Below are 26,335 nucleotides of genomic sequence, written 5' to 3'. Positions count from 1 at the left end.
CTAGTATCGCGCGCAGTGGCAACGGGAGCGCGCGCTATCCATCTGCCGCGCGGCTGGGCCCCGGCCTTCGCCGGGGAAGGGGAAAATTGCTGCTCTTGGTCAGGCACTTCCGCCGCAATCGAGCAGTATCTTGGCGTCTTCGCGTGATCCTACCCTCAATGCCGGAAGTGCCGCATCCCGGTGAAGAGCATCGCCACGCCATGCGCATCGGCGGCGGCGATGACTTCCTCGTCGCGGATCGAGCCGCCGGGCTGGATCACTGCCGTTGCCCCCGCTGCGATCGCCGCGAGCAAGCCGTCAGCGAAGGGGAAGAAAGCGTCCGAGGCGACAGCCGACCCATGGGTGCGCGGCGTGGACCAGCCGGCTTTGGCGGCGGCGTCCTCGGCCTTCCACGCCGCGATCCGTGCCGATTCGAGCCGGTTCATCTGCCCCGCGCCGATGCCCGCGGTCGCGCCGTCCTTCGCATAGACGATCGCGTTCGACTTCACATGCTTGGCGACCGTCCAGGCGAACAGGCAATCGGCGAGCTCCTGCTCGCTCGGCGGGCGCTTGGTCACCAGCTTCAGCGCGTCGCGGTCGAGCGCGCCATTGTCGCGCGATTGCACCAGCCATCCGCCGATGATCGACTTGATCGCGAGCCCCGACCGCTTGGGTTCGGGCAAGTCGCCCGTCAGCAGCAGGCGCAGATTCTTCTTGGCGGCGAAAATCTTTAGCGCCGCTGCGTCGGCATCGGGCGCGACCACGACTTCGGTGAAGATCCCCGTGATCGCCTCGGCCGTCGCGGCGTCGAGCGGTCGGTTGACCGCGATGATCCCGCCGAACGCCGACACCGGATCGCACGCCAGCGCCGCTGCATACGCCTCGGCGATCGTCCCCGCGCGGGCGACGCCACACGGGTTGGCGTGCTTCACGATCACCACCGCCGGATCGTCATGCTTGAACTCGCTCACGAGCTCGAGCGCGGCGTCGGCATCGTTATAGTTGTTGTAGCTCAGTTCCTTGCCCTGCACCTGGCGCGCCTGGCCGATACCGCGCACGGCGGGGCCGCGATGCGCGTAGAAGGCGGCGCGCTGGTGCGGGTTCTCCCCATAGCGCAACACCGCCGGCGCCTGCAGGATCAGCGGCAGCGTCGGCGGGAAGGCCTCCCCCTGATCGGCGAAGGCGAACCAGCTCGCGATCATGGCGTCATAAGCAGCGGTCGCCGCATAGGCGCGTGCGGCGAGGCGGCGTCGGGTGTCGAGCGTGGTCGCGCCGTCCTGGGCATCGAGTTCGGCGATGAGCGCGGCATAATCGGCGGGATCGGTAAGCACTGTCACGAATTCATGGTTCTTCGCCGCCGATCGGATCATCGCCGGGCCGCCGATGTCGATATTCTCGATGATCTCGGCGCGCTCGGCGCCCCTGGCGACGGTCGCCTCGAACGGATAGAGATTCACCACCACCAGATCGATCGGCGCGATGGCGTGCTCGGCCATCGCCGCCTGGTGATCGGCCGCGTCGCGCAAGCCAAGCAGGCCGCCATGGACCTTGGGATGGAGCGTCTTGACGCGGCCGTCCATCATCTCGGGAAAGCCGGTGAGTTGGGCGACCTCGATCACCGCGAGTCCCGCGTCGCGCAGCGCCAGCGCGGTGCCGCCGGTCGACACCAGCTCGACCCCGTGCCGGGCAAGCGCCTGCCCCAGCGCCACGATTCCCGTCTTGTCCGAAACCGACAGCAGCGCGCGCTTGATCGCGGTCATACCCATCCCCTTGATCCGAAGCGCGGCTGATAGCGTGATGCTGGCGCACCGCCTAGGCGCAATAGGCTGGCGTCGCCGCGACACGCGGATTAGCAAGCGGGGATGATCGCGTATCTCAAAGGCCGGCTGGTCGCGACCGGCGTCGACCATGCCGTTGTCGAGCTTGTTGGCATTGGCCTACAGGTCAATTGCTCGGCCAAGACGCTGGCGAGCATCGGTCCGGTTGGGGAAGCGGTGCTGCTCCACACCGAATTGCTGGTGGGCGAGGACTTCATGCGGCTGGTGGGCTTCGCGAGCGCGGCCGAGCGCGACTGGTTCCGGCTGCTCACCGGGGTTCAGGGGGTGGGCGCGCGGGTGGCGCTCGCGATCCTGTCGACGCTCGCGCCCGATGAGCTGGCGCGGGCGGTGGCGGCGCAGGACAAGGCAATGGTGGCGCGCGCCAACGGGGTCGGACCTAAGCTTGCCGAGCGGATCGTTCGCGAATTGAAGGACGCCGCCGGTCCCGCGCTCGGACCGGCAGCGTCTGGCACGATGCCAGCCGCCGGCGCGACCAATGACGCCATCTCCGCGTTGCTCAATCTCGGCTTCAAGCCCGCCGAGGCAAGCGCCGCGGTCGGGCGAGCGAGCGAAGATCTGGGCGAGGGCGCGAGCCTAGACGCGCTCGTCCGGCTCGCGCTGAAAAAAGCCGCACGATGATTACTTCGCGCCGACCGTCTCGTGGTCGTCGGCGCTTTCTTCGCCCGAATCAACCAGTGCCTCGCCGAGCGCGCGGACCTTCTCGCTAACCTTCTCGTCATCGCAACGATCGGCGAGCTTCACCGTGGCTGGCCCGAGCTTGCCCAGCAACTTCTCGATCTTCGTGGGATCGGCGTCGTCCTTTTCAAGCTCGGTCGCGAGCTTTTGCAGATCGCCGTGCAATCCCTTGGCACCGGGCAGATCGAGCTTTTCGACCTCGCCCAGCCATTCGCGCACCAGCTTGGCGCCTTGCTTCGGGCTGGTGTTCTCCAGGCCCTTCTCGATTGCATTCTCGGTCGCGGTGAAACGCTTGGGCATCTGGGCTCTCCTAGTGTGCGATGCCTCTAACCGCTTGGATTAAAGGCTGTTCCCGGCAAGCTGGCGCAATTTGTTCGGCAGAGCCGGGCGCCTGGCCACACTGGCGCGCGCGCCGCCGCACCGTTAACACAGCGCAGCGATCATCGGTTTTTTAGGAGGCCCGGCATGGCGCGTCTCGACCCCGGGATGGCAGGAAGGATCAGCGATCAACGCAACGGCGCCATCCGTCGCCGCGCGCGGTTGATCCATGGCGGACGGATGATCGGCGGAATGTTCGCGCTCCTATTCGGCTTGACGGCACCGCTCGTGGCCGCGCCTAGTGGCGCCATGTCCACGCCCGCCAGCGCCAACCCGATCGCTTATGTCGAATTGCCGGTCCACGATTTGGATCGCGCGACCGCCTTCTACACCGCCTTGTTAGGGCTCACGTTCGAGCGCGAGCGGATCGACGGCTATGAGATGGCGTTGTTCCCCGCAGAGGCGGGCGCTGAGGGGGCGAGCGGCGCGCTGGTGCGTGGCGACGTCTATGTGCCCGCCAAGGCAGGAGCGATCGTTTATTTTCGGGTCGCCGAGATCGACCCGACGCTGGCACGCGCCCGCACCCTTGGCGCGAAAATCCTCTATGAGAAGAAGGCGATTGGGCCAGCCGGGTTCGTCGCCGAAGTCGAAGACAGCGAAGGCAATCGCATCGCGTTGATCGCGCCGCGATGACCGTGAACCCCCTCACGACCCCCGCTCGCCAACCCGAAGACGCCGATGCGGCGCTGCGCCCCAAAACGCTCGCCGATTTCGTGGGCCAGCAGGCGGCGCGGGAGAATCTGCGGGTGTTCATCGCCGCCGCCAAGGCGCGGGGCGAGGCGCTTGATCATGTGCTGTTCTTCGGTCCCCCCGGGCTCGGCAAAACGACGCTCGCGCAGATCATCGCGCGTGAAATGGGGGTCGGATTCCGCGCCACATCCGGCCCGGTGATCGTCAAGTCGGGTGATCTCGCCGCGCTCCTCACCAATCTGGAGGAAGGCGATGTGCTGTTCATCGACGAAATTCACCGCCTGCCGCCCGCGGTGGAGGAAGTGCTCTATCCGGCGATGGAGGACCGCGCGCTCGATCTGATGATCGGCGAGGGACCATCGGCGCGGTCGGTGCGGATCGACCTGCCGCGCTTCACGCTGGTCGGCGCGACGACGCGGCAGGGATTGCTCACCACGCCCTTGCGCGATCGCTTTGGCATTCCGGTGCGGCTCAACTTCTACACGGTCGACGAGCTGGAACGGGTGGTGACGCGTGCCGCCGGACTGCTCGGGCTTGGCATCGCGCCCGACGGTGCGCGCGAGATCGCGGGCCGCGCACGGGGCACGCCGCGCATCGCCGGGCGATTGCTGCGCCGGGTGCGCGATTTCGCCGATGTCGCGGGCGTCGCGATCGTCGATGCCGCGCTCGCGGACCGCGCGCTCACCCGGCTGGAGGTCGATGCGCTGGGGCTCGACGCGATGGATCGCCGCTATCTGACGATGATCGCCGATGTCTATCGCGGCGGCCCGGTCGGGGTGGAGACGCTCGCCGCCGGCCTTTCCGAACCCCGCGACACGATCGAGGAAGTGATTGAGCCCTATCTGATCCAGCTCGGCCTGATCGCGCGGACCGCGCGCGGGCGGTGCCTGAACCCGCTCGGGTGGAAGCATCTGGGGCTGAACCCGCCGGCGGGGGCGCAGGAGGGGCTGTTCGAGTAGCGGAACGTTGCGTGCTTAATCGACCCACCCCCGGCCCCTCCCTGTCAGGGAGGGGGGTTTAAGACGAGCTGGAGCCCCTCCCTGAAAGGGAGGGGTTGGGGTGGGTGGCAGCGAAGCCTACCGGCCGTCCCCCCGCTTACACCACCGCGAGCGCCTGCTCGAAATCGGCGATCAGATCCTCGGGATCCTCCACCCCGATCGAGATGCGCACCAGATTGTCGGTGATTCCCAAGGCGGCCTTGCGGGCCTCGGGCACCGACAAATGTGTCATCCCCGCGGGATGGCTGGCGAGCGTCTCGGTTCCGCCGAGCGAAACGGCGAGCTTGGCGATCTTGAGCGCGTCGAGGAAGCGGAACGCCTCCGCCTCGCCGCCCTTCAGATAGAGCGAGAAGGTTGAGCCAGCCCCGGTGCAGTGGCGGCGATAGATGTCGGCCTGGCGCGCGTCCGGCCCGTCCTCCAGGAAACCCAGATAGCCGACGCGCTCGACCTTGGGGTGATCGCGCAGGAAGGCGCAGACCTTGGCGGCATTCTCGCCCGCACGCGTCATCCGCAGCTCGAGCGTCTCCAGGCTGCGCAGCAGCATCCAGGCGGTGTTGGGATCGGTGATCGTGCCGATCGTGTTGCGCATCAGCCGCACGACATCGATCTGCGCCTTGGAGCCGAGCAGACCGCCCGCGACCAGGTCCGAATGGCCGCCGGCATATTTGGTGAGGCTGTACACCACCATATCGGCGCCATGCTTCAGCGGCTGGTGCCACAGCGGCCCGAGGAAAGTGTTGTCGATCGCGATCGGCGGTTTTTCCGCCGCATTGGCGAAGATCGCGTCGCGGCTGGCGGCAACGGCTTCCACATCGACCAGCGCGTTGGTGGGGTTGGCGGGGCTTTCGAGATAGATCAGCGCGACCCGGCCCGACGCCGCCTTGCTCAGCACCGCGTCGATTTCGGCTCGGGTGGCGCCCGCCGGAAAATCGAGGAAATGCACACCGAACCGGCCGAGCACGCGCGCGATGAGCGTCTCGGTCGCGGCGTAGAGCGGACCGGAGTGGACGATCGTGTCGCCCGGCCGGACCAGCGACAGGAACAGAGTCGCGATCGCCGACATGCCCGAGGAGAAGGTGAGCGCGTCCTCGGCCTCTTCCCACACGCTCAGCCGATCCTCGAGGATTTCCTGATTGGGGCCGTTGAAGCGCGAATAGACCAGCCCCTCGGCGCCGCCCGGGCGCTTGCCTGTCACACCCTCGAAATGGCGCTTGCCGGCGGCGGCGTTGGGGAAGACGAAGGTCGAGGTGAGGAAGATCGGCGGCTTGAGCGAGCCTTCTGAGAGCATCGGATCGAAGCCATGCCCCATCATCAACGTCGCGGGCTTCAGCTTGCGGCCGTTGATCTGATCGACATCGGGCTTGGGCCGCGCGCGCGCGACGGCTCCGGTGAGATCGGCTTCGGTTTCCTGAGTCATGGGATGCTCCCTGGGGATGATGCGCCCCTAGTAACGCGCGAAACCGTTTGCCGCCATGCCCCGCGGCGTGGTGCTAAAGCCCGATCAGGCTGATCTGCCGGCCATAGCTGCTTTCGCGCGCGTGCGTCGCGCGGCGATAGCTGAAGAAGCGGTCTTCGTCGGCATAGGTGTCGAGCCCCAGCGCCTCGATCCGGGTGACGCCGGCGGCGGCAAGGCGTGACGCGACATAGCCTTCGAGGTCGAACTGATGATGCCCGGCGCGGCCGGGGGAAAAGAAGCGCTCGGTCGCCGGGTCCGCCTCGGCGAAGCGGGCGAAGAACGCATCGTCCACCTCATAGCTCGCACGGGCGATACAGGGGCCGATCGCGGCGGCGATCCGCGCGCGATCCGCGCCGAGCGCGACCATCGCTTCGACCGTCGCCTCGCACACCCCCGCGAAGGCGCCCTTCCAGCCGGCATGGGCCGCGCCGACCACGCCCGCTTGCGCGTCAGCAAGCAGCACCGGCGCGCAGTCGGCGGTGAGGATGCCCAGCACGAGCCCGGGCGTCGCCGTCACCATCGCGTCGGCACGCGGGCGCTCGTCGAAATCGATCGGCGCGACCACGGTCACCACCTCGGCTGAATGGATTTGATAGACCGTCACCAGCGTCGCCCCCGGCGCGACTGCGTCGACGGCCAGCGCCCGGTTCTCCGCGATCGCCGCCGCCTCGTCGGCCGAGCCGGTGCCGACGTTGAGCCCGGCATGGACCCCGCTCGAAACCCCGCCGCGCCGGCCGAGAAAGCCGTGCTTTACGCCGTAAAGGGCGTCCGCCCGGATGACCTCGACGCTCACAGCGCGAGCCGCATGATATGGTCCTCGTCGGCGTGGCTGCCGACCATGAAGGCATAGGTCCGGACGAATTCGAAGCCGTAGCGCTCATAGAAGCGTCGGGCGCGGTGATTGTCCGTGAAGACCGACAGGTACAGCTCGTCGGCGCCGCGCGCGCGGGCTTCGGCGATCGTCCACTCCATCAGCCGCGCGGCGAGCCCGCAGCCGTGCCAGGGCTTCAGCACGTAAAGCTGGCGTAGCTCGATCGGGTGCCCTTGGGGGGTGAAGGGCAGCGAGGGCGGGCCGAGCTTGGCATAGGCGATCGGTCGCCCCTCGGCCTCGGCGACGCGGATCGCATAAGCGGGATCGGCGAGCTGTTCGGCCCAGCGCTCGGGCGCGTGATTTTCGAGGAACGCGGCGAGGTTTTCGGGCGTGTAGAGATGGCCGAAGGTTTCGACGAAAGTCTCCTTGCCGAGCGTCGAGAGCGCTTCGGCATCGTCTGGTTGGGCGAGCCGTTCGATCATGCAAACCCCTCCGGTCGCGGCCAGCCGGGGGCGGTCGCGGCCAGCACCTTGAACAATTGCCCCATCTGGTCCGGCGCTACCAGCCGATCCCGGTCCGCCGATACCGCCGGGCCAAGCGCCGCCGCGCGCGCGTCGATGCCGAGCGTCGTCAGGAAGGCGCCTTGCGTCACCGGCCCGTGCGGCACTGCCCCGCCCTGCGCGAGCGCGGCAGCGAGCGTCGCGAAGTCGACATGGGCGGTCAGGTCATGCTCTCCCGGCGCCTCGAACGGGTTGACGAAGGCATGGGCGCGCACCGCCTGCAGCGTCTCACCAAGCGCGGGCCCCTCATAGCCGTAATCGACCGCCAGCAACCCGCCGCCCTGCCGCGCCAACCGCTCGGCCAGCGCGCGGGCGATCGCGACGCTCGCCGGGCTGGTTTCGATCACCGCGCCGGGCGGGGCGGGGCGTAGCGGTTCGGGGATGATCGCCTCCGGCACCGGATCGCCCGCGATCGGCAGGAACAGTGTGTCCTGGCAGGCGACCAGCCGTTCGTGCCATGCGTCGCGACCGCGCACCAACTGCCGGATCGGCAGCGCGTCGAAAAACTCGTTGGCGACGATCAGCAGCGGCACGTCATCGGGAAGCGTCTCGATGCTGTCGTGCCATGCGGCATCCGCCACCCGCTCGGCTTGCGCCGCGCGCAATACGGGGCTCGTCTCGACGAAATGGACGGGCGGCGCGAACCCTGCTTTCGCCATCGCCCGCCGCGCATCGGCGGCAAGCGTTCCGCGCCCCGGCCCAAGCTCCACATAGGCGGCGTCGGGTCGCCCGGCGCGGTCCCACAGATCGGCGAGCCACAGCCCGATCAGCTCGCCAAACATCTGGCTGATCTCCGGCGCGGTGATGAAGTCCTGCCCCAGCGGGTCGCGGGTCGCGTAATAATGGCCGTTCGCCGCAGCCATATACTGCGCGACCGAGATCGGCCCGGCCAGCGTGATCGCCCGCGCCAGCCGCTCGGCGAGCAGCGGCTCGGCGCTGCTCATGCGACGCTCTGCTGCCCGGCGATGCTTTCGACGCGCTGACGGCGGCCCTTGGCGGTGGCGATCAGATAAGCGCCGCCCAGGATCATCGGCACGCACAGCCATTGGCCCATATGCACGCCGCTCTTCACCAGCAGCACATCGTACAGGCCGTAAAAGGCGTTGTTCGGATCGTAGAATTGGGCGTCGGGCTCGCGGTAGAATTCGACGATGAAGCGCGCGACGCCATAGCCCCCCATGAACAGCCCGGTCAGTCGCCCCGGCTGATAGCGCGCCTTGGTTCGCCAGAACGCCAACCAAAGCAGCGCGAACAGCAGGATGCCCTCCAACCCCGCCTCGTAGAGCTGGCTCGGATGGCGCGGCACGTCCGCCGGGGTGCGCGGGAAGACGATCGCCCAGGCGACCTGGCTCGGCTTGCCCCACAGCTCACCATTCACGAAATTGGCGATGCGCCCGAAGAACAGGCCGAACGGCACGCAGCAGCTGAGATAATCATGCACCCGCAGCCAATCGAGCTTGTGCGCGCGGGCGAACAGGATGATCCCGATCGAGGTGCCGATCGCGCCACCGTGAAAGCTCATCCCCCCGTCCCACAGCCGGATGATCTTGAGCGGACTCAGGAACATCTCGGGCGCGTAGAAGATCACATAGCCCAGCCGCCCGCCGGCGATGATCCCGATCGTCGCATAGAACACCAGATCATCGGCATGGCGCCGCGCCATCGGCGCGCCGGGCTGCGCGATCAGCTTGAGCATGTACCAGTAACCGATCAGGATGCCGGCGATATAGGCGAGCGAATACCATTTGATGTCGAACGCGAAGCTGCCCAGCCGGATCGGGATCGCGACGGGATCGATGCCCAGATCGGTGAAACGCAGGTGCCGGTCGGCGGCGGCGACGAGAGACAGGATCAAGGCTTTTCCCCAGGCTGCGCCGCCTCCATAAGGGGCGCAACGCATAAGACCAAGAGGAGAGAGTGATGCCGTCAGTGCTCGACCAGCGCATGGATGCGGTGCTCGCCGCGCTCACCGCGCCGGGGGGCCAGCTGCCGCTGACCTCGGTGACGCGTGACGGGCGCGATTATCCGGCGATTGCCACCGCGCCGCCCGCGCTTTCTTACTATTTCGCGCATTTCTGCCAGCAGCATGGCGACAAGACCTTCCTGGTGGCGGGCGAGGAGCGGCTGAGCTTCGCCGAGGTGTACGCCATCGCCCAGAATGTCGCGCGCGCGCTGGTGAGCGGGTTCGGCGTGGCGAAGGGCGACCGGGTCGGCATCGCGATGCGCAATTCGCCGAGCTGGATCGCGCTCTACATGGGGGTGCTGATGGCGGGCGGCGTCGCGACCCTGCTCAACGGCTGGTGGCAGGCGGGCGAGCTGGCCGAGGCGGTGGCCGATGTCGAATGCCGGCTGGTCTTCGCCGATGCGCCGCGCGCGCAGCGCCTGGCCGAGGCGACCGGGGTCGGGGCCGAGGTGGTCGCGATCGACGATCGCCTGCCGCTCGCCCAGGCGCTCGCCAGGCTGACCGAGCGCGGGCGCGACGATGCCGCGTTGCCGATACTGGGGCCGGACGATCTCGCGACGATCCTGTTCACCAGCGGCTCCACTGGCCGCTCCAAGGGCGCGTATAGCGATCACCGCGCGGTGACGCAGGCGGTGTTCAACTATCTGACGAGCGCGCTCACCATGTTCGCGATCCTCTCGCAAGAGGGCGGCAGCGCGCCCACCGAGCACGCGACGTTGCTCAACGTGCCGCTGTTCCACGTCACCGCCGAAGTCCCCGTGTTCCTGCAAAGCTTCGCGATGGGGCGGAAATTGGTCCTCATGCCCAAATGGGACGCCGAGGAGGCGATGCGGCTGATCGAGCGCGAAAAGGTGACCTATTTCGTCGGCGTGCCGCTGATGAGCTATGAGATTCTGACGCATCCCAATCGCGCGCGCTATGATCTGTCGACGGTCACCGATTTCGCCGCCGGGGGCGCGCCGCGTCCGGTCGAGCATGTGCGGCGCCTGAACGAAGAGATGGGCGGGGCCAAGCCGCTGATCGGTTATGGCCTCACCGAAACCAACGGCGTCGGCTGCGGCAATTTCCGCGACAATTACCTCGCCAAGCCCAATTCGACCGGCCGTGCCTCGCCTCCCTTGGTCGAGTTGGCGATCCTCGACGGCAATGAGCGGCCGGTTCCGGCGGGGACGCGCGGCGAGGTCGCCATCCGTTCGATCTGCAACTTCCGCGGCTATTGGAACAATCCGCAGGCCACGGCGGCCGCCTTCACCACCGACGGCTTCTTCCTGACGGGCGACATCGGCTATCTCGACGAGGACGGCTATCTGTTCATCGTCGATCGCAAGAAGGACATCATCATTCGCGGCGGTGAGAATATCTCGTGCCAGGAAGTGGAGGCCGCGCTCTACGAGAACCCGGCGGTCGCCGAATGCGCGGTGTTCGGCCTGCCGGATGAGCGCTATGGCGAAGTGCCCGGCGCGGTGGTGCTGATCCGCGCCGGCGAGGTGATGGACGCCGAGGCCCTGTGCGATTTCCTCGAAGCGCGCATCGCCAAGTTCAAGGTGCCGGCGAAGATCTGGCTCGCCGAGGGACCGCTCCCCCGCCTTGGCACCGAGAAGATCGACAAGGTGGCGCTCAAGGCCGAATATCGCGCGCGCTGGGCCGAGCGGGCGGTGGCGTAGGGGGCCGATCTGGAGAAATCGCCCCCGTCACCCCGGTTCCCGAGCCGAGTTACCCCCGCCGATTGAGCCGCAGCGCGACCGATCGCGCGTGCGCCGGCAACCCCTCGGCTTCGGCCAGCGCCACTGCCGCCGGGCCGATTTCGGCGAGGCCGTCGCGCTCCAGCGCCAGGAAGCTGGTGCGCTTCATGAAATCGAGCACCGACAGCCCGCTCGAGAAACGCGCGCGGCGGCCGGTGGGGAGGACGTGGTTGGGTCCGGCGACATAATCGCCGATCGCCTCCGGCGTGTGGCGCCCCAGGAACACCGAGCCGGCATGGCGCACCCGGTCGAACAGCGCCTCGGGCTCCGCGACCGCGAGCTGGAGATGCTCGGGCGCGAGCGCGTCGACCAAGGGCGGCACCTCGGCGAGCGGCGCGACGATGATCGCGCCATTGGCTTCCCAGGAGGCGCGCGCCACGGCCTGCGTCGCGAGCGTCGCCAGATGTGCCTCCACCTGCGCCGCGACCGCCGCGCCGAAAGCGGCATCGTCGGTGAACAGGATCGATTGGCTGGTGGGATCATGCTCGGCCTGGCTCAGCAGGTCGGCGGCGGTGAGGACGGGATCGTTGTCGCCGTCCGCCACCACGACGATCTCGCTCGGCCCCGCAACCATGTCGATCCCGACCACGCCGTAAAGCTGGCGCTTGGCCTCCGCCACCCACGCGTTGCCGGGGCCGGTGATGACGTCGACCGGCTTGATCCGCTCGGTGCCGAAGGCGAGCGCGGCGATCGCCTGCGCGCCGCCCACCCGCCACAGCTCGTCCACCCCCGCGACATGCGCGGCGGCGAGCACCAGCGGGTTCACCTCGCCGCGCGGGGTCGGCGTCACCATCACCAGCCGCTCGACGCCGGCGACCTTGGCGGGGAGCGCATTCATCAGCACCGAGCTGGGATAGGCCGCGCGCCCGCCGGGCACATAGACGCCCGCCGCATCGACTGGGCGCCAGCGTGCGCCGAGCCGGATGCCGGCTTCCTGATAGCTGGCATCCTCGGGCCGCTGGCGCGCGTGATAAGCGCGGATGCGCGCGGCGGCGAGATCGAGCGCGTCGCGCAATTCGGGGGCGAGCCCGTCATAAGCCGCACGCCACTCGGCCGGGTCGATCCGCCAGCCGGTCTCATCAAGGTCGTGACCATCGAACTGCGCTGTGAGCGCGTGGAGCGCGGCGTCGCCCTCGGCGCGGACGCGGGCGATGATCACGGCGACATCGCGCGAGACATCGGCGTCCGCCTCGCGCCGGGCGTTGACGAGCGCGGCGAAGCGGGTGGGGAAATCGGGGTCGGTGGTGGTGAGGTGGATCATGGCAAAGCCCTAAAATCCTCCCTGAGCTTGCTCGGGGACGGGGACCATTGGCGCGGCCAATGGTGGAGGGGCAAGCGACGGTCGCACCCGGCGGCGCCCCACCACCGTGCTGCGCACGGTTCCCCTCCCCAGCAAAGCTGGGGAGGATCTAACAAAGAACGCCCTCATCCCACCGCCCCGCGAAACGCCTCGACCAGCGGCACCAGTTCGGCACGGGTCTTGAAGGCGGCGCGGTTGACAATCAGGCGGCTGGTGACCTCGGCGATCACTTCCACCTCGACCAGCCCGTTCTCCTTCAGCGTCCGCCCCGAACTCACCAGATCGACGATGCGCGGCGCGAGGCCGAGCACCGGCGCCAGCTCCATCGCGCCGTTGAGCTTGACGCACTCTGCCTGCACGCCCCGGGCCGCAAAATGCGTCTTGGTGACGTGCGGATATTTGGTCGCGATCCGCACATGGCTCCAGCCGCGCGGATCATCGGTCGCGGCGAGCGCGGCGGGCTCGGCGACCGACAGCCGGCACGGGCCGATCCGAAGATCGACCGGGGCGTACAGCTCGGGATAAGCGAATTCGAGCAGCACGTCCGAGCCGACAATGCCGATCTGCGCCGCGCCATGCGCGACGAAGGTCGCGACATCGAAGGCGCGCACGCGGATCAGCTCGATACCGGCGACGTTGGTCTTGAAGCGTAGCGCGCGAGAGGCTTCGTCGCTGAAGGCGGGCTCGGGCTCGATCCCGGCGCGGGCGAGCAGCGGCACGGCTTCGGCCAGGATGCGGCCCTTGGGGACGGCGAGGATCAGCGGCTCGGTCATGGAAGGCGCCGCTTTACTTAGCGGGCCGAGCGGGTGCAACCTGAGCGCGATAGGAGCGTGCCGTGGCGGACGAAGCGAATAATCGCGGGGCCTTCGCGATCCAGGAATATTATTGCCGCACGATGGACGCGCCGATCTATGCGCGGCTGTGCACGGCGATCGAGCAGGGGTTGTCGCGCGAGAGCACGATCGGACGGCGTATTCTCGATTGGCCCGGCGAGCCGACCAAGGACGCGCTCCCCTTGCGCTTCATCGGCGGGCTGCATGCGCTGGTGAGGGCGGGGGCCGATGCGGAGCTGGCCCAGGTGTTCGCGGGCGCGATAACCGAAGCGGGCGCGATCGCGGCCGTGGTGAACCGCGTCTGCGCCGAGCATCACGCCGCGCTCGACCCCTGGCTCGACGGGCCGCCGCAAACCAACGAGCCGGGGCGCTCGGCGGCGCTGATGCTCGGGCTCATGGCGGTCGCCAAGCGCTGCACGCCCCGACTGGAGGTGCTCGAGATCGGGTCGAGCGGCGGGCTCAACCTGCTGATCGATCGCTACCGCTTCGTGCTCGGCGGGGTGGCGGTGGGGCCGGCGGACAGCGCGGTGACGATCACCCCCGACTGGCGCGGGCCGCCGCCCGAGCCGCAGGCGCTCGAAATCGTGTCGACGCGCGGGTGCGATGTGAATCCACTAGACGTGACCGATCCCCAAGTCGCGGCGCGGCTCGCCGCCTATGTCTGGGCCGAGACCCCCGAGCGGGGCGCGCGGCTGGCGCGCGCGATCGAGATGGTGCGCGCGAAGCCGGTGGACCTTGCCCATGCCGACGCGGCCGACTGGCTCGAAGCGCGCCTTGTCGAGCCGCAGGCGGAAGGCGTGACGCGGGTGCTGATGCACTCGGTCGTCTGGCAATATCTCCCCGAGCCCGTCGCCGAGCGTATCCGCCGGGCGATGGCGGCGGCAGGGACACGGGCGACCGCCGAGCGGCCGCTCGCCTGGGTGGCGATGGAGCCCAACCGGGCGTTCGCGCATATGTTGCTGTCGGTGCGCGGCTGGCCGGGGTCCGGCGAACGCGAGGTGATTGCGCATAGCCATGCCCATGCGGCGTGGATCGAACCGGGTGTCCCGGTGCCGACTGGCCCGGGCGTACCGGCGGGAGCGGTGATCGAGCTTTGACCCTCGCGCCGACGTTTTTAGTTCACGCGGAGACGCGGAGGTTTTGGGATTCAAGTGCGGTTCGTGCAGCTACGGAGTTCGCGCAGAGGCACAGAGGCGCAGAGGGAGGACGCCGAGGGCCTCGCCCATTTCCTTCGCGCCGAAGGCGCTTCAATCACGTCGATGAACGGCGCTACGCGCTGGCCCTTGGCACCGCGTCCCCTCTGCGCCTCTGCGCCTCTGCGCGAACCAAATCCTTCTTTCTTCTTCCTCCGCGATCGCCGCGCCTCCGCGTGAACCAAAACGCCAGCACCACCCGCCAATCATTGGTAAACCACAATCTCACACCACCCCCGGCACTAACCCGATCTTAGCGCGCCGCCGCCTAAGCCTCAGGCTCCAGGAGGCTATGCATGCGTCACTATCCGCTGATCGCGCCGCGTCCGCCGCGGTTGAGCGCGCACCCCGAAGCGCTCGCGCGGCTCGAAGCGTCGGGCCAGTTCAGCAACAATGGCCCCGAGGTGCAGGCGTTCGAGGCCGAGGCGACCGAGCGGCTGTTCGGCGGGCGGGGCGCTAGCCTTGCCGTCGCCAACGCGACCCTGGGGCTGATGATCGCGATTCGCCAGGCCGCCGGCTGGCTGCCCGAGCCCGGCGCGCTCGCGCTGATGCCGAGCTTCACCTTCGCCGCGACCGCCCATGCCGCGCTGTGGGCAGGGCTGACGCCGCTGATCTGCGACATCGATCCCGATGACTGGACCGCGAGCGCCGCCGAGGAAGAGCGGCTGATCGCGCATTATGGCCGCCGGATCGCGGTGGTGGTGCCTTATGCGACCTTTGGCACCGCGATCGACCTCGATCGCTACGCCGCGCTCCAGGCGCGCAACATCGGCGTGGTGGTCGATGCCGCCGCGTCGCTTGGCACGCTCGACGATGCTGGCGAGGGCTTTGGCGCCGACGCACCCTTCGCCGTCGTCCATTCGATGCACGCGACCAAGACCTTCGCGGTCGCCGAAGGCGGGCTGATCCATTCGGGCAACGCCGCGCTGATCGACAATTTGCGCGCGATGGCCAATTTCGGTTTCGCGGGGAGCCGCAGCGCGGCGATGCCGGGGCTGAATGCCAAGCTTCCCGAACTGCTCGCGCTCACCGCGCGGCTGAAGCTGGACGAGTTCGCCGGGGTCGCGGAGAATCGTGCCGCGATCGAGGCCGCGTATCGCGAGGCACTCGCCGATTTCTCGCTCCAGGCGCCGCGCGGGAGCCGCCGTGCACCGCAATTCATGCCGGTGCTGTTGCCGGAGGCCGCCGCGCGCCGCCGTCCGATGGTGCTCGCCGCGCTGGCCGAGGCCGGGGTGCAGGCGGGCCAGTATTTCAGCCCGCATCTGGCTGAACAGCCTTTCTTCAAGGCGAGCGCGCTGATCGAGCCGACCCCGGTCGCCGATCGCATCGCCGCACGCGCCGTCTCGTTGCCGATCACCGATGCGATGACGCCGGACGACGCGCGGGCGATCGCCGAACGCTTCCGCGCCGCCTGCACCGCGACCCCCAAGGTGACCCAGTTCCCGGCGCGCACGCGGCGCTTCGCGGTCGCGCGCACGCTGGTGGTGGGCGCGGGGCCGGCGGGCACCGCGATGCTCACCGCCGCCGCCAAGCACGGGCTGCTGCCGCGACTGGCGCAAGGGCTGGTGCTGGTCGACCGCGACGACGCGGTCGGGCGCGGACGGTTGGGCGATTATGCGATCACCTCCGACAGCACGGCCCAGACTTTCCTGACGGCGGTGAAGGACAATGCCGAACCCGCGCTCGCCGCGCTCGCCGATCATCCGGCGGCGCGCACCGTGGGCAATTTCACCGATGCGCTCGGGGTGCCCTTGGTCGATGTCGGGCCGCTGCTGCGGGTGACCGGCGAGCGGCTTGCGGGGCTGGTCGAGCAGCATGGTGGCGCGGTGCTGACCGGGCATGAAGTGCTTGGCGCCGAACGCACGCCCGAAGGCCCCTGGCGCGTCCGGCTGCGCGCGCGCGCGAGCGGGCGCGAATTCGATCAGCTGGCCGACAATCTGGTGATCGCGACCGGCGGGCATCAGCCGATCGAGCCGATCGCGCGGGCGAGCGTCGCCGGCGCCCCGCTCGCCGCGCTCGCGGGCGAGCGGTTGGTCACGTCGGACGAGGTGCTGGCGCTGGGCGGGATGGCGAAGCTCGTCGATCGCCTGAGCGCCAAGCGCGCGCCCAAGGTGGCGGTGGTCGGCGGCTCGACCAGCGCGCTCGCGACCGTCGCGCTGCTGTTGAAGACGATTCCCGCGCTGCCGTTCGGCGCCGGCGCGATTACCCTGCTCCACCGCCGGCCGCTGCGGCCTTTCTACCACAGCGCCGAGGCCGCCCATGCCGATGGCTTCACCGATTTCGGCCCGGACGATATCTGCCCGGTCTCGGGCTTCGTCTATCGCCTCGCGGGCTTCCGGCTGGAGGCGCGCGAGCTGGTGCTGCGGATGCTCGGCATTGGCGGGCGGGTGCCCGATCCACGCGTCGCGTTGCACCGGATCGACGCCGACGAGGCCGGCGCGCAAGCGGTTCTGCGCGAGGCCGATCTGGTGGTCGGCGCGCTCGGCTATCGCCCGCACGCGCTGCCGCTGAGCGATTATGCCGGCCGCCCGATCCGGCTCGCGGCGGATGGCGGCGCGCCGATGGTCGATCCGCATTGCCGGGTGATGGCGGCGGACGGCACGCCGGTGCCGGGCGTCTATGGCATCGGGCTCGCGGCGGGCTTCGTCCCCTGGGGCAGATTGGGCGGCGAGAAGAGCTTCCGCGGCCAGGCCAACGGGCTGTGGCTGTGGCAGAACGATGTCGGGCTGATGATCGTCGAGCAGCTGCTCACGCAAGGCGCGCGGGCGGTGGCGTGACCCCCGCCGTCAGCGTCATCATCGCCGCCTATAACGGCGCGTCGCTGATTGGCGAGACGATCGTGAGCCTCAGCCGTCAGACGCTGACCGATTTCGAGGTGGTGATCGTCGACGATCGTTCGACCGACACCACCCGGGAAGTTTTGCGCGCGATCGGCGACCCGCGCTTCCGGGTGATCGAGGCCGAGGCGAACCAAGGCCCGGTGCGCACCCGCAACCGCGCGCTCGCCGCCGCGCGTGGGCGCCACATCGCCGCGCTCGATCAGGATGATCTTTGCGCGCCCGATCGCCTGCGCGCGCAGTTCGACTATCTGGAGGCGCACCCCGATGTCGTGCTGGTGGCGAGCGCCGCCGATGTGCTGGAGGATGGCACGCTCTCGCCCTCGCCGCTGCCGGCGGTGACGACCCCCGCGCTGGTCGAATGGATGCTGTGGGTGTGCAACCCGCTCGTCTGGTCGAGCGTGATGGTGCGCGGCGATGTCGCGCGCCGGCTCGATCCCTTCAGCCGGCCTGAAATCCTCTATGCCGAGGATTTCGATCTCTATCACCGGCTGAGCGCCTTTGGTCGGATCGCGCGGATCGACACCCCTTTGCTCCATTATCGCCGCCATGCCGGGGGCGCTTCGCAGCGCTATACCGATACGATGCAGGCGAGCGCGACCCGCGTGCTCGCCGAGCGCCACGCCGACATTTGGGGCACTGACACCGAGGCGCGGGCGGCGCTGCTCGTGCGCCATGTGATGCTGGGCGCGCCGGTGCCCGACCGCGCCACGCTGCTTGAGCTCGGGGCGACGCTGACCGCGTTGCAGGCGGCCTTTATCACGCAACGGCGGCCAAGTGCCGAGGATCGCAAGCTGATCCGCTGGCAGACCGCGCGGCTCTGGGCGCGGATCGGGCGTGCCGGGCTGCGCTCCGGGCAATTGGCGCTCATGGATGTGATGGCGGTGCGCCCCGATCATCTGGGGCTCGGCTATGCCGGGCTCGACGCACTGGTCCGCTCACGGCTGGTCGGCGCGGCGCGCGGCGCGACCAATAGATTTCGTCGATCAAACTGATGAACGAAATTTAACCCCGGCCCCACTGCAAAGCTAGATGGTAGTTCCTACATCGGAACGGTCGTCGTGCCCTGCCCCCTGCCGGCGACCTTGTGCGGCGGCGTCCGGTCGCTCCCCCTGAACCGGACGCCGCCCCTTCAGCCGCAGACAGTCGATCACTCCGACGCAGCGCCGCCCCCGCGCGCCGTCCGGTGCCCCCGATCGTCCGTGTCATCAGCCGCTGCTTCGTGTCGCGATCGTCAGGACTGCCTTCAGCCCCGGTCCGTTATCGCGCAGCGCCAGCCCTCCATCGTGCAAATGCGCGACCGCCGCAACTAGGGAAAGTCCCAGGCCCGATCCGCCGGGCCGTCGCGCGGGATCGAGCCGCCCGAAGCGTTCGAGCGCTTTGCCGTGCGATTCCGGGGGGATGCCGCGGCCGTCATCGGCGACCCACAGGCACGCGGCGCCGGGTTGCGTCGCGGCGCCAAGCGTGATCGTCTGCCCGCCTTCGGCATAGAGCGTCGCATTCTCGATCAGATTGCCCAGCGCTTGCAGCAGCAGCTGGCGGTGGACCGGCGCGGTCAGGTGTGGCGGCGCCTCGATCCGGATCGTGAAGCCGCGTTCCTCCGCGAGTGGACCATAAACCTCTGCCAGATCGTCAAGCAGAGGCACGAGGTCGATCGACTCGAACTGGTCGCGTCCGATCCCCGCCTCGGCGCGACTGATGAGCAGCGCGGTGGAGAGCATCGCGAGCAGCGAGTCGGCCTCCGCCATCGCCCGGTCGAGCGCGGCGCGCGCGGCGGGATCACTAGTCTGGCTCGCCGCCTGATCGACCACGGTGCGCAGCCGGGTGACGGGGGCGCGAAAATCGTGGGCGAGGCCGTCGGTCATCATCCGCAGCTGCGACACCAGCCCCTCGATCCGATCGAGCATCGCGTTGATCGCCGCGCCCAGCCGATCGAAGGCGTCACCGCTGCCATCGGTCGGCGCACGGCTGGCGAGCCGCCCCGCGGCGACATCGCGTGTGGTATCGACCAGCGCGCCGATCTGCCCGGCGAGCAGGCGGCCGAGAATCAAGGCGCTGGCGAGCGCGAGCATCAGCCCGATCAGCAGGCCGGTCGCCGCCGCCTCCTCGGTGGTAAGCGCGAGCCCGGTGCTCGCCGCGACCGAGCGGGCGATCAGCAGCCGGCCGCCCGGAATCTCCCAGCTCGTCACCCCGGTCGGCTCGTCGCCAGCGACACCGGGCAGGGAGACCACCTGCCAGCGGGTGCGCGCCGGCACCGCGCGCGGCCAGGCGGCGAGATTACCCGCCAGCTTGTGCCCGTCCGCCGCGAGCAGCAGCAGCAGCACCCGGTCGCGCGCGCTACTCCCCAGCCGGCTTTGATCGTTTACCGCGCGGACCAGCGCCGGCATCCCGCCGTCGAAGAAATGGGTCATCAGCTCGCGCCGGACGCCGTCGATCCGTTCGCGCTGGTCGGCGCGGATCGCGGCGTCGCTCGCCTGCCAGACGAACAGCAGCACCCCGCCGAACACGGCGAGCTGAAAGCCGAAGGCGAGCAGGACGAAGCGCGCGATGCGCGATCTGAACCAGCCGGCCAGCTTAGCTCTCCATGCTCAGCCGATAGCCGGCGCCGCGCACGGTATGGAGCATCGGCCGCGCACCCTCGTCGATCTTCTTGCGCAGCCGGCTGATATGCACGTCGATCACATTGGTGCCGGGATCGAAATGATAGTCCCACACGCCTTCGAGCAGCATCGTGCGTGTCACCACCTGATCGGCGTGGCGCATCAGATATTCGAGCAGGCGGAACTCGCGCGGTTGAAGCTCGATCGCCCGCCCGGCGCGGCGGACCTTGCGCGCAAGCAGGTCCATCTCCAGCTCGCCGACCATGAGCTTGGTGACGGGCGCCGGCCCGCCACCGCCCGCGCGGCGCAGCAGCAGGTTGAGCCGGGCGAGCAGCTCGGCGAAGGTGAAGGGCTTCACCAGATAATCGTCCGCGCCCGAAGTGAGCCCGCGCACCCGGTCCTCGGGCGTGCCGAGCGCGGAGAGGATCAGCACCGGCGTCGCGATCCCGGCGGCGCGCAGGGCGCCGAGCACCGCCATTCCCTCCATCGCCGGCAGCATCCGGTCGAGCACGATCGCATCGAAGCTGCCGTCCGACGCCAGGAACAGCCCGTCGCGGCCATTATCGGCGCGATCGACGGTGAAGCCCGCTTCGCCCAGACCCTTGGCGATATAGGCGGCGGTCGCGTCGTCATCTTCGATCAGCAATATCTTGGCCGTCACCAGGGTCCCCTCGCGCGGGAGCCGCTGTAGCGTGATTTCGGTGTCGGTGAAATGACGCGAGACTGCGGAAATTACGGGGGTTCGCCAAGAGCATGGCCGCTCGCGGCTGGGCCGTATCGCATGCTATATGACAAAACGGTAAGGCAGGTGCCATTCCCGGGCAACGCCCGCGCGGCTAGGCCACGTGCTTCCCTATGCCGCCCTTGGGGCAGGATGGCCATGACCAAGCCCGTGTTCTTCGATCCCAGCGGCGGGCGCAAACGCTGGTCCCAACGCACCGTCGCCGCGCTGGCGCTGCTCGTGGTGGGCGCGGCCTTGTTCTTCGCTTTCACCCTGATCCAGGTGTCGGCCCAGGCCGAGCTGCCGCTGGGGCTGGAGCGGCTGCAGGCGGCGCCGCTCAGCAAGCAATTGAACCGAGTGGGATCGCGGCTGCGCGCCAATGCGCGCGGGCTCGGCTGGCTTCCCGCACGCGACCGCGCCGCGCAGGGCGAGGCAATCAATCTGGGCTTCTATGTGCCCTGGGATCCGTCCAGCGCATCCTCGCTCCAGGCGCATCTGGGCGAACTCGATTGGCTGGCGCCGGCGACGCTCAGCATCACCGGTGGCCAACAATTGCTCACCCAGGTCGCCGATGCGCGGCTGGGGCGGGTTTTGGCGGGCGCGGCGCGGCGCCCGGTGGTCCTGCCGATGGTTCAGAACGCCTCGGGAGGGGCGTGGGACGGCACGGGCGCGGCACGGTTGCTCGCCCGGCCGGTCGCGCGCCGGCAGCTTGCCCAGGCGCTGGCGGCCGCGATCACGGCGCAACGGGGGCAGGGGATCGTCTTCGATCTCGAATCGCTCCCGCCCAGCGCGCTCGCCAATTACCGCCGCCTGATCGCCGAAACGCGCGCGCTGCTCCCCGCCGGGCGCCGCCTCGTCGCGGTGACGGTGCCCGCGGGCGATACCGACTGGCACCTGCCCGATTTCGCCCGCGTCGCCGACCGGGTGATCCTGATGAACTATGACGAGCATTGGCAGACCGGCACGCCCGGCCCGATCGCCTCGCAGCCTTGGTTTGTCGATCAGGTGCGCGGGGCGGTGCGCGCGATCGGCGCGGGCAAGCTGATCGTCGCGGTCGGCTCCTATGCCTATGATTGGCCGAAGGGTGGCGCCGCCGACGCCGAGTCGATCGAGGAAGCCTGGCTCGACGCGCATGACAGCGGCAGCCCGATCCTGTTCGATAAGGCGAGCGGCAATCCCGGCTTCGGCTATGAGGACGAGCAGGGCACCCACCACGATGTGTGGTTGCTCGATGCCGCCACCGCCTGGAACCAGCTGCGCGCGGTGCGGGCGATGGGGGTGGCGGGCGTCGCGCTGTGGCGGCTGGGGAGCGAAGACCCCGATTTCTGGCGTGTGCTCAAGAACTTCCGTGGCGGACAGCGCCCCGATCTGCGCCAGATCGCCGAGCTCGCCAATGTCGATGTCGAGGGCAGCGGCGAGATCTTGCGAATCACCGCCACGCCGCAAATGGGTACGCGTGCCCTGCAATTCGATTCGCGCGGGCTGATCCGCGACGAGCGCTACGTCACGCTGCCCACGCCTTATGTCGTCGAGCGCACCGGCGATCGCGACAAGCTGGTCGCGCTGACCTTCGACGATGGCCCCGATCCCAGCTGGACGCCGAAGATCCTCGACATCCTTCAGGCCAAGCACGTGCCCGCCACCTTCTTCGTGGTGGGCGAGAACGCGCTCGAAAATCCGGGGCTGCTGCGGCGGATCGTCGCCGAGGGGAACGAGCTGGGCAACCACACCTACACTCACCCCAATCTCGCGCTGGAGAGCAACAGCGGCAGCCGGATCGAGATGAACGCGACCCAGCGGCTGATCCAGGCCTATGTCGGTCGCTCGACACGGCTGTTCCGCGCGCCCTATTTCGGCGACGCCGAGCCGACCACCGCCGACGAACTCGGCCCCGCGCTGATCGCGCAGCAGCTCGGTTACACCGTGATCGGGCTCCACACCGATCCCGATGACTGGCAGCGCCCGGGAGTCGACGCGATCGTCGCGCGCACGATCGACGAGGTGACGCACCCCAAGCCCGATCATTCGCAAAATATCGTGTTGCTTCATGATGGCGGCGGCGAGCGGCAGCAGACGGTCGACGCGCTCCCCCGGATCATCGATGCGCTGCACGCGCGCGGCTATCGCTTCGTGCCGGTGTCGACGCTCGCCGGGCTTTCGACCGACGCGGTGATGCCGCCCGTGAAGGGCGAGGATCTGGCGCTGGTGCGCGCCGATGTCGGCATCTTCATCATATTGGCTATGGCGCAGGTGGCGCTGCGCTGGATCTTCTTCCTGGCGATCGGCTTCGGCATCGCGCGCGCGCTGCTGATCGCGGGGCTGGCACTCACCGCGCGGCGCGCGGCGCCGGTCGATCCCGATCATTGCCCCAGCCTGTCGGTGATCATCCCGGCCTATAACGAGGCACGGGTGATCGAGGCCTCGGTCCGGCGCGTGCTCGCAAGCGATTATCCCGGATTGCAGCTGATCGTCGCCGATGATGGCTCCAAGGACGAAACGAGCGCGATCGTGCGCGCGGCGTTTGGCGACGATCCCCGCGTCACGCTGCTCACGCTCGCCAATGGCGGCAAGGCCGCCGCGCTCAACCGCGCGCTGCGCCAGGCGCGGGGCGAGGTGATCATCGCGCTCGACGCCGACACCCAGTTCGAGCCCGACACCATCGCCAAGCTCGCGCGCTGGTTCAGCGATCCCGGCATCGGCGCGGTCGCGGGCAATGCCAAGGTGGGCAACCGCCACAATCTCGTCACCCGCTGGCAGGCGGTGGAATATGTTACCGCGCAGAATCTGGAACGGCGCGCGCTCGCCCGGTTCGATGCGATGCTGGTCGTGCCGGGCGCGGTGGGCGCGTGGCGCAAGGCGGCGCTCGACCAGGTGGGCGGCTATCCCGAGGATACCCTCGCCGAGGACCAGGACCTGACGATCGCGATCCAGCGCGCCGGCTGGCGCGTGGCCTATGATACCGACGCCGTCGCCTGGACCGAGGCGCCCGAAACCTTCCGCGCGCTTTCCAAGCAGCGCTACCGCTGGGCGTTCGGCACGCTGCAATGCCTGTGGAAGCACGCGGCGGTCGTCGCGACCGGGCGCCCGCGCGGGCTCGCCTGGATCGGGATGCCGCAGGCCTGGCTGTTCCAGATCTTCTTCGCCGCCGTCTCGCCGCTCATCGATCTCGCGCTGGTCAGCTCGGTGATCGACACCGCGATCCGAGTCGGCCAGCACGGCTGGGCGCAGACCCAGAGCGACGTGCTGACGATGGCCGGCTTCTGGCTGGTGTTCACCGCGATCGACGTGCTGTGCGGCTGGGTCGCGTACCGGCTCGACGCGCGCGAGCCACGCTATCCGGCGCTGCTGCTGATCGCGCAGCGCTTCGCCTATCGCCAGCTGATGTACTGGGTGGTGCTGCGTGCGATTCGATCGGCGGTGGCGGGCTGGTCGGTCGGCTGGGGCAAGCTGGAGCGGACCGGGCGGGTGGCGCCGGCGTGAGCTTTGGGCTCACGCGTCTCCACGTGACCCAAAATTTCAGGCCGGGACCACCGCCGCCGCCTCGGTCTCGGCGATCCAGCCGCCGCCCAGCACCCGGTCGCCAGCGTAGAGCACCGCCGCTTGGCCCGGCGCGACACCATATTCAGGCGCCTCGAACACCAGCCGCTCGCCCTCCAGCCGCGCGGGCACCGGCTTCGCGAGCGAGCGCACCTTGGCGGTGAGCGGCGCGGCCGCATCGCCACCCAACCAGTTCACCCCCTCCAGCCGCGCCGCGCGCACGGCGAGCGCCGCGCGCGGGCCGACCACGACGCGCTGGGTCGCCGGCTCCAGCCGCAGCACATATAGCGGTTCGGCGGTGCCGCCGATCTCCAGCCCGCGCCGCTGGCCGACGGTGTAGTGGATCAGCCCCTTGTGCCGCCCCAGCACCTGGCCCGCCTGATCGACGATCTCGCCGCCATCGCCCGCCTCGGGTCGTAGCTTCTTCACAAGCGACGCATAATCGCCATCAGGCACGAAGCAGATGTCCTGGCTGTCGGGCTTGGCCGCGACACCCAGGCCGAGTTCGGCGGCGATTTCGCGCACGCGCGGCTTGGGCAGGCCGCCGAGCGGAAAGCGCAGATAATCGAGCTGCGCGCGCGTCGTCGCGAACAGGAAATAGCTCTGGTCGCGGGCCGGATCGAGCGCGCGGTGGAGTTCCGCGCCATCGGCCCCCTCGACCCGGCGGACATAATGGCCGGTCGCGAGGCAATCGCCGCCCAGCTCGCGCGCGAGCGCCAGCAGATCGGTGAATTTCGGCCCCATGTTGCACTTGATGCAGGGGATCGGGGTGCGGCCGCTCAGATATTCGTCGGCGAAATCGTCGATCACCGCCGCGCGGAAGGCGCTTTCATGATCGAATACATAATGCGCGATGCCGAGCGTATCGCACACCGCGCGCGCGTCGCGGATGTCGCGCCCGGCGCAGCAGCTGCCGGCGCGGCCCACCGCCTCGCCGTGATCGTAGAGCTGGAGGGTGATCCCGATCACCTCCGCCCCCGAGCGCGCGGCGAGCGCCGCCACCACCGAACTGTCGACCCCGCCCGACATCGCGACGACGATCCGCCGCCCGGCAAGGTTCGCCCCCAACTGAAAATCCACGTCCATCGCTCGCGCACATAGGCGCGCCGGGCACGTGTCGGAAGGGCGCTTTACCGCTCCTTCACCACAGCCGCCTAGAGATGGGGGGTCAAGAGAAGAGCGATGGACCTGAGTTTTCCCCGATTTGAACCTGTCGAGGCGTTGCGGAGCCCACCACCGCTGGCGATTCTGCTCGCCGCGACCGCCGCGCGCCAAGCGGCCTCGGTTACCGCGCGCAGTGCCGCGCAAGCAGCGCTCGGCACGTCCGCGCCCGCGGGCAGCGGCGCGTTCAACGCCCGCGCCGCGCGCACGCTCATCGCCTGGCAAGACACATGAAGGGCTTGTTTACCCAGCCATTTCAGCAGCTGTTCAACCCCGGCTGCTATTGCTGGCGACAGAGCTGGAGGGGCTCCCCCTGCCCTGACGAGGTTGTGGAATGATCGAGAACCAAAAGATCCGCCCGGAAAAGGTGATTGGGCCGCTTGGCGAGTCGCTGACGCTCGACTCGCTCCCGCCGCCCAGCACGACCTGTTGGGTCGTGCGGCGAAAGGCGGAGGTGGTCGCGGCGGTGAACGGCGGGCTGCTGTCAGTGGACGAAGTGTGCGCGCGTTATAATCTTACCGTCGAGGAATTCGCCGGGTGGCAGCGGGCGATCGATCGGTCGGGGATGCCTGGCTTGCGCGTGACGCGCATCCAGCACTACCGTTCGCTCTACGAGCGCCAGCAGAAATATTGAGCCGGGCCGCCGGCGCGGCCCTCCTTTTGCCAAAGTTCAGCCCAGCGGGCCGGCTTCCCATGGGAACCGGCTCGTTGTCCATGCGTCTCTACCGCATCTGCCCGGCCACGTCCGGGCGTGGCAGTGGAGGCGAAACGTCATGGATCTCATTGGCCTTATCGTGTGGCTCGTGGTCGGCGGTGTTGTTGGTTGGCTGGCGAGCCTCGTGATGCGCACGGATGCGCAGCAGGGTTTGGTGTTGAACATCGTCGTCGGCATTATCGGCGCGTTCATCGGCGGGCTGCTGTTCCGCGGCTCGATCAACGACGGGATTACCGTCTATTCATTCATTACTTCGCTGGTTGGCGCGATCATTTTGCTCGCGCTGGTCAATCTGGTGCGGCGCGGCGCGGTTCGCTGAACCAATTACAATCGCTCCCAGAGGTGATG

Annotated in this window: 23 protein-coding genes; 11 read left to right on the top strand and 12 right to left on the bottom strand. The window is 68.9% G+C overall.

What is annotated here, in order from left to right; translation table 11 throughout:
• Positions 1-155 precede the first annotated feature (155 nt).
• Positions 156-1,739: a bifunctional phosphoribosylaminoimidazolecarboxamide formyltransferase/IMP cyclohydrolase gene (purH, locus tag K2X73_RS05715; RefSeq protein ID WP_294109167.1), complete on the bottom strand. Its 1,584-nt coding sequence runs from the start codon at positions 1,737-1,739 to the stop codon at positions 156-158.
• A gap of 102 nt (positions 1,740-1,841) precedes the next feature.
• Between purH and ruvA the strand changes: the two genes are divergently transcribed.
• Positions 1,842-2,435 carry a Holliday junction branch migration protein RuvA gene (gene ruvA / locus K2X73_RS05710; RefSeq protein ID WP_294109166.1) on the top strand — a complete coding sequence of 198 codons (594 nt, stop codon included), beginning with the start codon at positions 1,842-1,844 and terminating at the stop codon, positions 2,433-2,435.
• On the opposite strand, the gene K2X73_RS05705 is transcribed toward ruvA, so the two are convergent.
• Positions 2,436-2,792 (bottom strand): hypothetical protein, encoded by a 357-nt coding sequence (locus tag K2X73_RS05705; protein WP_294109164.1) that lies wholly within the window; start codon positions 2,790-2,792, stop codon positions 2,436-2,438.
• Between the two features lie 165 nt (positions 2,793-2,957).
• On the opposite strand from K2X73_RS05705, the gene K2X73_RS05700 reads away from it, so the two are divergent.
• Together K2X73_RS05700 and ruvB are read left to right on the top strand one after the other, a co-directional pair.
• Complete coding sequence (locus K2X73_RS05700) at positions 2,958-3,503, top strand: VOC family protein (protein WP_294109163.1); 546 nt, start codon at positions 2,958-2,960, stop codon at positions 3,501-3,503.
• A complete protein-coding gene (ruvB, locus tag K2X73_RS05695) occupies positions 3,500-4,519 on the top strand; it encodes a Holliday junction branch migration DNA helicase RuvB (RefSeq protein ID WP_294109162.1) in 1,020 nt (339 codons plus the stop codon). The genes K2X73_RS05700 and ruvB overlap by 4 nt, the downstream gene beginning before the upstream one ends.
• A 136-nt stretch (positions 4,520-4,655) precedes the next feature.
• Here ruvB and K2X73_RS05690 read toward each other — a convergent pair whose 3' ends face one another.
• From K2X73_RS05690 to lgt, 5 genes are all read right to left on the bottom strand, one after another.
• The gene (locus K2X73_RS05690) at positions 4,656-5,975 is read right to left on the bottom strand and encodes a cystathionine gamma-synthase family protein (protein ID WP_294109161.1); all 1,320 of its coding nucleotides are present in this window, start codon (positions 5,973-5,975) and stop codon (positions 4,656-4,658) included.
• A 73-nt stretch (positions 5,976-6,048) separates the two neighbouring features.
• Entirely contained in the window at positions 6,049-6,807 is a 759-nt protein-coding gene (pgeF, locus tag K2X73_RS05685) for a peptidoglycan editing factor PgeF (protein ID WP_294109160.1), read from the bottom strand.
• Positions 6,804-7,307 carry a GNAT family N-acetyltransferase gene (locus tag K2X73_RS05680; RefSeq protein ID WP_294109159.1) on the bottom strand — a complete coding sequence of 168 codons (504 nt, stop codon included), beginning with the start codon at positions 7,305-7,307 and terminating at the stop codon, positions 6,804-6,806. Before K2X73_RS05680 ends, pgeF begins: the two co-directional genes overlap by 4 nt.
• Positions 7,304-8,329, bottom strand: coding sequence for an SAM-dependent methyltransferase (locus K2X73_RS05675; protein ID WP_294109158.1), 1,026 nt, complete (start codon positions 8,327-8,329; stop codon positions 7,304-7,306). Before K2X73_RS05675 ends, K2X73_RS05680 begins: the two co-directional genes overlap by 4 nt.
• Positions 8,326-9,240 carry a prolipoprotein diacylglyceryl transferase gene (lgt, locus tag K2X73_RS05670; RefSeq protein ID WP_294109157.1) on the bottom strand — a complete coding sequence of 305 codons (915 nt, stop codon included), beginning with the start codon at positions 9,238-9,240 and terminating at the stop codon, positions 8,326-8,328. The genes K2X73_RS05675 and lgt overlap by 4 nt, the downstream gene beginning before the upstream one ends.
• 65 nt (positions 9,241-9,305) lie before the next feature.
• Here lgt and K2X73_RS05665 point away from each other — a divergent pair, with 65 nt between their 5' ends.
• Complete coding sequence (locus K2X73_RS05665; RefSeq protein WP_294109156.1) at positions 9,306-11,012, top strand: class I adenylate-forming enzyme family protein; 1,707 nt, start codon at positions 9,306-9,308, stop codon at positions 11,010-11,012.
• Between the two features lie 49 nt (positions 11,013-11,061).
• On the opposite strand, the gene hisD is transcribed toward K2X73_RS05665, so the two are convergent.
• Together hisD and hisG are read right to left on the bottom strand one after the other, a co-directional pair.
• The gene (gene hisD / locus K2X73_RS05660) at positions 11,062-12,351 is read right to left on the bottom strand and encodes a histidinol dehydrogenase (RefSeq protein WP_294109155.1); all 1,290 of its coding nucleotides are present in this window, start codon (positions 12,349-12,351) and stop codon (positions 11,062-11,064) included.
• A gap of 164 nt (positions 12,352-12,515) precedes the next feature.
• Complete coding sequence (gene hisG / locus K2X73_RS05655) at positions 12,516-13,163, bottom strand: ATP phosphoribosyltransferase (RefSeq protein ID WP_294109154.1); 648 nt, start codon at positions 13,161-13,163, stop codon at positions 12,516-12,518.
• A gap of 62 nt (positions 13,164-13,225) precedes the next feature.
• Here hisG and K2X73_RS05650 point away from each other — a divergent pair, with 62 nt between their 5' ends.
• The 3 genes from K2X73_RS05650 (at position 13,226) to K2X73_RS05640 (ending at position 18,248) form a co-directional block, all read left to right on the top strand.
• The gene (locus tag K2X73_RS05650; RefSeq protein ID WP_294109153.1) at positions 13,226-14,320 is read left to right on the top strand and encodes a DUF2332 domain-containing protein; all 1,095 of its coding nucleotides are present in this window, start codon (positions 13,226-13,228) and stop codon (positions 14,318-14,320) included.
• 392 nt (positions 14,321-14,712) lie between these two features.
• Positions 14,713-17,193 (top strand): DegT/DnrJ/EryC1/StrS family aminotransferase, encoded by a 2,481-nt coding sequence (locus K2X73_RS05645; protein ID WP_294109152.1) that lies wholly within the window; start codon positions 14,713-14,715, stop codon positions 17,191-17,193.
• Entirely contained in the window at positions 17,190-18,248 is a 1,059-nt protein-coding gene (locus K2X73_RS05640) for a glycosyltransferase family A protein (RefSeq protein WP_294109151.1), read from the top strand. Before K2X73_RS05645 ends, K2X73_RS05640 begins: the two co-directional genes overlap by 4 nt.
• A 213-nt stretch (positions 18,249-18,461) precedes the next feature.
• On the opposite strand, the gene K2X73_RS05635 is transcribed toward K2X73_RS05640, so the two are convergent.
• Entirely contained in the window at positions 18,462-19,760 is a 1,299-nt protein-coding gene (locus tag K2X73_RS05635; RefSeq protein ID WP_294109150.1) for a HAMP domain-containing sensor histidine kinase, read from the bottom strand.
• A gap of 67 nt (positions 19,761-19,827) precedes the next feature.
• On the bottom strand, positions 19,828-20,514 hold the full coding sequence (locus K2X73_RS05630; protein ID WP_294109149.1) for a response regulator transcription factor: 687 nt from the start codon (positions 20,512-20,514) through the stop codon (positions 19,828-19,830).
• Between the two features lie 219 nt (positions 20,515-20,733).
• Between K2X73_RS05630 and K2X73_RS05625 the strand changes: the two genes are divergently transcribed.
• On the top strand, positions 20,734-24,054 hold the full coding sequence (locus K2X73_RS05625) for a glycosyltransferase (protein WP_294109148.1): 3,321 nt from the start codon (positions 20,734-20,736) through the stop codon (positions 24,052-24,054).
• Between the two features lie 36 nt (positions 24,055-24,090).
• On the opposite strand, the gene mnmA is transcribed toward K2X73_RS05625, so the two are convergent.
• Positions 24,091-25,197 (bottom strand): tRNA 2-thiouridine(34) synthase MnmA, encoded by a 1,107-nt coding sequence (gene mnmA, locus K2X73_RS05620; RefSeq protein ID WP_294109147.1) that lies wholly within the window; start codon positions 25,195-25,197, stop codon positions 24,091-24,093.
• 96 nt (positions 25,198-25,293) lie between these two features.
• On the opposite strand from mnmA, the gene K2X73_RS05615 reads away from it, so the two are divergent.
• From K2X73_RS05615 to K2X73_RS05605, 3 genes are all read left to right on the top strand, one after another.
• Entirely contained in the window at positions 25,294-25,506 is a 213-nt protein-coding gene (locus K2X73_RS05615; RefSeq protein ID WP_294109146.1) for a hypothetical protein, read from the top strand.
• Positions 25,507-25,606: 100 nt separating this feature from the next.
• Entirely contained in the window at positions 25,607-25,906 is a 300-nt protein-coding gene (locus tag K2X73_RS05610) for a DUF1153 domain-containing protein (RefSeq protein WP_294109145.1), read from the top strand.
• Positions 25,907-26,054: 148 nt separating this feature from the next.
• Entirely contained in the window at positions 26,055-26,306 is a 252-nt protein-coding gene (locus K2X73_RS05605) for a GlsB/YeaQ/YmgE family stress response membrane protein (RefSeq protein ID WP_294109308.1), read from the top strand.
• Positions 26,307-26,335: the final 29 nt, after the last annotated feature.

The organism is Sphingomonas sp. (assembly GCF_019746665.1).
GTDB lineage: Bacteria > Pseudomonadota > Alphaproteobacteria > Sphingomonadales > Sphingomonadaceae > Sphingomonas.
The sequence above is the reverse complement of the archived record's forward strand: the minus strand, read 5'-3'. Positions and strand labels throughout refer to the sequence as shown.